3 protein-coding genes are annotated in these 3,594 nt (G+C 70.1%); 2 read left to right on the top strand and 1 reads right to left on the bottom strand.

Going from position 1 to position 3,594, the window contains the following annotated elements; translation table 11 throughout:
• Positions 1 to 2,666, bottom strand: a 2,666-nt coding sequence (locus Q0L11_RS16405) for an amidohydrolase (RefSeq protein WP_296598645.1), incomplete at its 3' end; no start/stop codon positions are given.
• 110 nt (positions 2,667 to 2,776) lie between these two features.
• Between Q0L11_RS16405 and Q0L11_RS16400 the strand changes: the two genes are divergently transcribed.
• Together Q0L11_RS16400 and Q0L11_RS16395 are read left to right on the top strand one after the other, a co-directional pair.
• Positions 2,777 to 2,950: a hypothetical protein gene (locus Q0L11_RS16400; RefSeq protein WP_296598644.1), complete on the top strand. Its 174-nt coding sequence runs from the start codon at positions 2,777 to 2,779 to the stop codon at positions 2,948 to 2,950.
• 248 nt (positions 2,951 to 3,198) lie between these two features.
• A partial coding sequence (locus Q0L11_RS16395; protein ID WP_296598643.1) for an MliC family protein occupies positions 3,199 to 3,594 on the top strand: 396 nt, incomplete at its 3' end.

The raw sequence follows: 3,594 nt of genomic DNA, 5'->3' as shown, positions 1-3,594 counted from the left end.
GACTGGCTGAAGTAGCTCAGCACGTCCTCGTAGAGGGCGAGCTGCGGGATGTTGTGCTCCAGCGTCGAGTTGCCGTCGGCGATGATGTTGATGTCCTGGCCGAACAGGGCGCCCCCCTCGGCCACGACCTGCATGCCCTCGTCGCGGGACGCCTGGATGAGCTGCTGGCGCTGCTCGCGGCGCGGCTGGTTGTAGTTCTTGATCGAATAGGCCCCCTCTGCCTTCAGGCGGCGCACGTGGGCGAGGGCGTCCTCGTAGCTGTCGATCTGCGCGTAGTTGCGCGCGGCCTTGGCGCCGTAGACCACCTCGCCGGTGGAGAAGATGTGCGGGCCGACGATCTTGCCCGCGCGCTGCATCTCCGCGGCCGCGTAGATTTCGGCGGCGCGATTGGACGGGTCGTGGATGGTGGTCGTGCCCAGCGCCAGGTTGACCATCGCCGACCAGTTCTGCTGCGGGACCAACTCGTCCTCGCCCTGCGGCCCGTGGGCGTGGGCGTCGACCAGGCCGGGGATGATGGTCTTGCCGGCGACGTCCACCACCTTGGCCTCGGCCGGAACCAGGATCTCGCCGCGCTTTCCGACCGCGACGATGCGGTGGTCGCGCACCACGACCACGCCGTCGTCGATGATCCCGCCGTCGGGGCTCGCCATGGTGACGACACGGGCCCCCGTGAACGCGACGACGCCGCGCGGACGGTCGGCCGTGACCTGCGCCGACAGCGAGACGCCGGTCTTCGGCGGCTCGAACTTCGCCGCTCCTTCGGCGGGAGGGCCGTTGCGGAAGAATTCGGCGGTCTTGGCGGTATAGACCGTGGGCCCCATCGACCAGTGCAGCTCCGAGCCGCCGTTCGTCCAATGGATCCACTCCGCGCCGCCGTAGGAGACGCGGGTGACCGGCATCGGGCCGCCCTTCAGGTCCACCGGCACGTCCTGGCCGCCCGGCATCAGCGGCATGACCAGCGCTTCGTAGTTCTGGCGGAAGGCGAACACCTTGCCGTCCGGCGAGACGGCGTAGTCGGTCACCAGTTCGCCCTCGGCATGCACGCGCCGCGCCTCGCCCGACAGGTCGGTGGAGACAAGCTGCTGCTTGCCGCCGTTCGAGGCGACCATGAACACGCGGTCGTTGGAGGCGGCGAACTGCGGCGCGCCGGCGTCCTTGGCGATGCGCTGCGGCACGCCCCCGGCGGCGGGCACGCGATAGACCCCCGGGTTCTCGCCGCCTTCAGGGCGCGTCAGGCCGCCGCTCTGGGTCTTCTCGAAGACGATCGTACGGCCGTCGGGCGAGAAGGCCGGCCGGGCGTAGTGTCCGGCCTCGCGGGTCACGTCGCGGGCCGCGCCGCCGCCGGCCCCCACCGTGCGGATGCGGCCGAGGCCGGCGTCGCTCCAGCTTACGAACGCGATGGTCTTGCCGTCCCGCGACCAGGCTGGGAACAGCTCGAATCCGGCCTCGTCGCCCTTGGTCAGGCGCCTTGGCTCGCCGCCGGCCATCGGCTTGACCCAAAGCTTGCCCAGGCTCTCGAACACCACCTGCTTGCCGTCCGGCGAGACGGCGGCGAAGCGGGTCATCTTGGTCTGGAAGGTGTCGGGCGAGACCGGGATCTTCGGATGCAGGCCGTCGATCACCGCGCGCGTGTCGTTCACGCGGAACGGAATGACGGCGGCGTTCTGCCCGTCTCCGTCCACGCGCCGCAGCTTGCCGCCGGCCCAGAAGACGATCGCCTTGTCGTCGGGCGTCCAGGCCATGTTGGGGTATAGGCCCTGGACCGCCCAGGTCTCCTGCACGTCCTGGTCCAGCGCGTCGTAGACCTTGCGCTCCTCACCGGTGGCCAGGTCCTTCACATAGAGTTTCGAGCGGGTGTTCTCGCGGCGGACGAAGGCGATCTTCTTGCCGTCGTGCGACGGGGTCGGCCGCACGGAGCCGCCCGGGCCGGACGCGACGGTGGAAATCTCCCCCGTTTCAATGTCGTAGCGCTCGATGTTGAAGAGATCGGTGTTGGAGTCCTGGGCGTATTCGAAGATCGGCCCGGGCGTGATGTTGCGCGTGTAGAGGATGGCCTTGCCGTCGGGAGCGTAGGTCGGCTCGCCCAGCTCCTTCTGGTGGCGCTCGTTGGGCTTCTTCACCAGCGGCACGCCGGCCCCGCCGGACACGTGGTAGAGCCAGACCTCCCCGGTCCCTAGCGAGCGGCCGGTGGTGAAGTGCTTCTTCGCGGCGATGAACTGGCCGTCGGGGCTCCAGGTGGGCTGGTTCAGGAGCCGGAAGTCCTCCTTCGTCACCTGGCGCTTGTCCGAACCGTCGGCGTTCATCAGCCAGATGTTGTCGCCGCCGCCCCGGTCCGAGGTGAACGCGATGCGCTTGCCGTCCGGCGAGAAGCGCGGCTGGACGTCCCAGGAGAGGCCCTCGGCGATGCGCACGGGCGCGCCGCCCGCGATCGGCATCACATAGATGTCGCCCAGCAGGTCGAAGGCGATCGTCTTCCCGTCGGGGCTGACGTCGACGTTCATCCAGGTGCCTTCGTCCACGGCGATCGGAACCTGGCGGATCACGGCGCCGGGCGGGCTGTTCACGTCCCACTTCGCCGCCTTGGCCGGCGCGGCCGTCTGGCCCTGGGCCAGCGCGGGCAGCGCGGCCACGGACGCGAGGAGGATGGCGGCGAACTTGAGTCTCATGACGGCCCCTTTGCTGGGGCCATGACTAGCAAGCCGCTCGCCGAGCGCAATCGTTGCGCGACAAGCGCGAGGCGCGCGTTAGGCTTGCGCAAGCTTGGAGGAGTCGCGGCATGGCCGACCCGAAGGACGACCCGCCCGCGGGCGAAACGCCGATGCAGCGTGCGCTGCGGCTGAAGAAGGCGGCTCAGGCCAAGGGCGGCCCGCCCGGCCGACGGCTGGAGGACGAGCGGTCCGCTGCGGCCCGCTCGGCCTCGAAGTCCAAGCCGTGGATGAAGAAGAGCTAGGACGCGCCGGTCAGCGCGACTTCTGGTTCGACCAGATCCAGACGAAGCCCAGCACCGCCATGAAGGCGACGAACATCGCGATGACGCCGGCGACGACGACGGTGGATTCGGCAGGCATGAGAGGTTTCCCCATTTCGTTGCCGCCTTGATCGGGCGCGCCGCACGGTGAAGCTTTGATCGAGATCAATCGCCGCTGCGCGCACGGGCCGCGGCGACGTTTGGCCGAGTTGGGCGTTAGGGAGGGGATGATGAAGCTTAGCCTTGCCTTGCCGCCCCTCCTGATCCTGGCCGCCTGTTCGCGAGCCCCTGCGCCCGACGCGCCCGCGCCGCCGGCCAAGACGGTGGCCGCCACGCCCTGGCTCCGCTACGCCTGCGAGGACGGGCGGACGGTGAGCGCCCGTTATCCCGACTCCGACACCGCGCAACTCCAGATCGGCGGCGCCATGCACGTGCTGAAGATCGCCCGCTCGGGCAGCGGCGCGCGGTATACCGGCGACGCCCTTCAATGGTGGACCAAGGGCGAGGAGGGGATGCTCGCGCCCCTCAAAGCCGGCGAGGACATCGCCAGCGCGCCGGGCGTGACCTGCCGCCCGCCGGCCAGCGCGCCGGTGGCGCCGCCCGCGCCGGGCACGCCGGGCGGGCTG

The organism is Phenylobacterium sp. (assembly GCF_024508875.1).
Taxonomy (GTDB): domain Bacteria; phylum Pseudomonadota; class Alphaproteobacteria; order Caulobacterales; family Caulobacteraceae; genus Phenylobacterium.
This window is presented reverse-complemented; position numbering and strand designations above follow the sequence as displayed.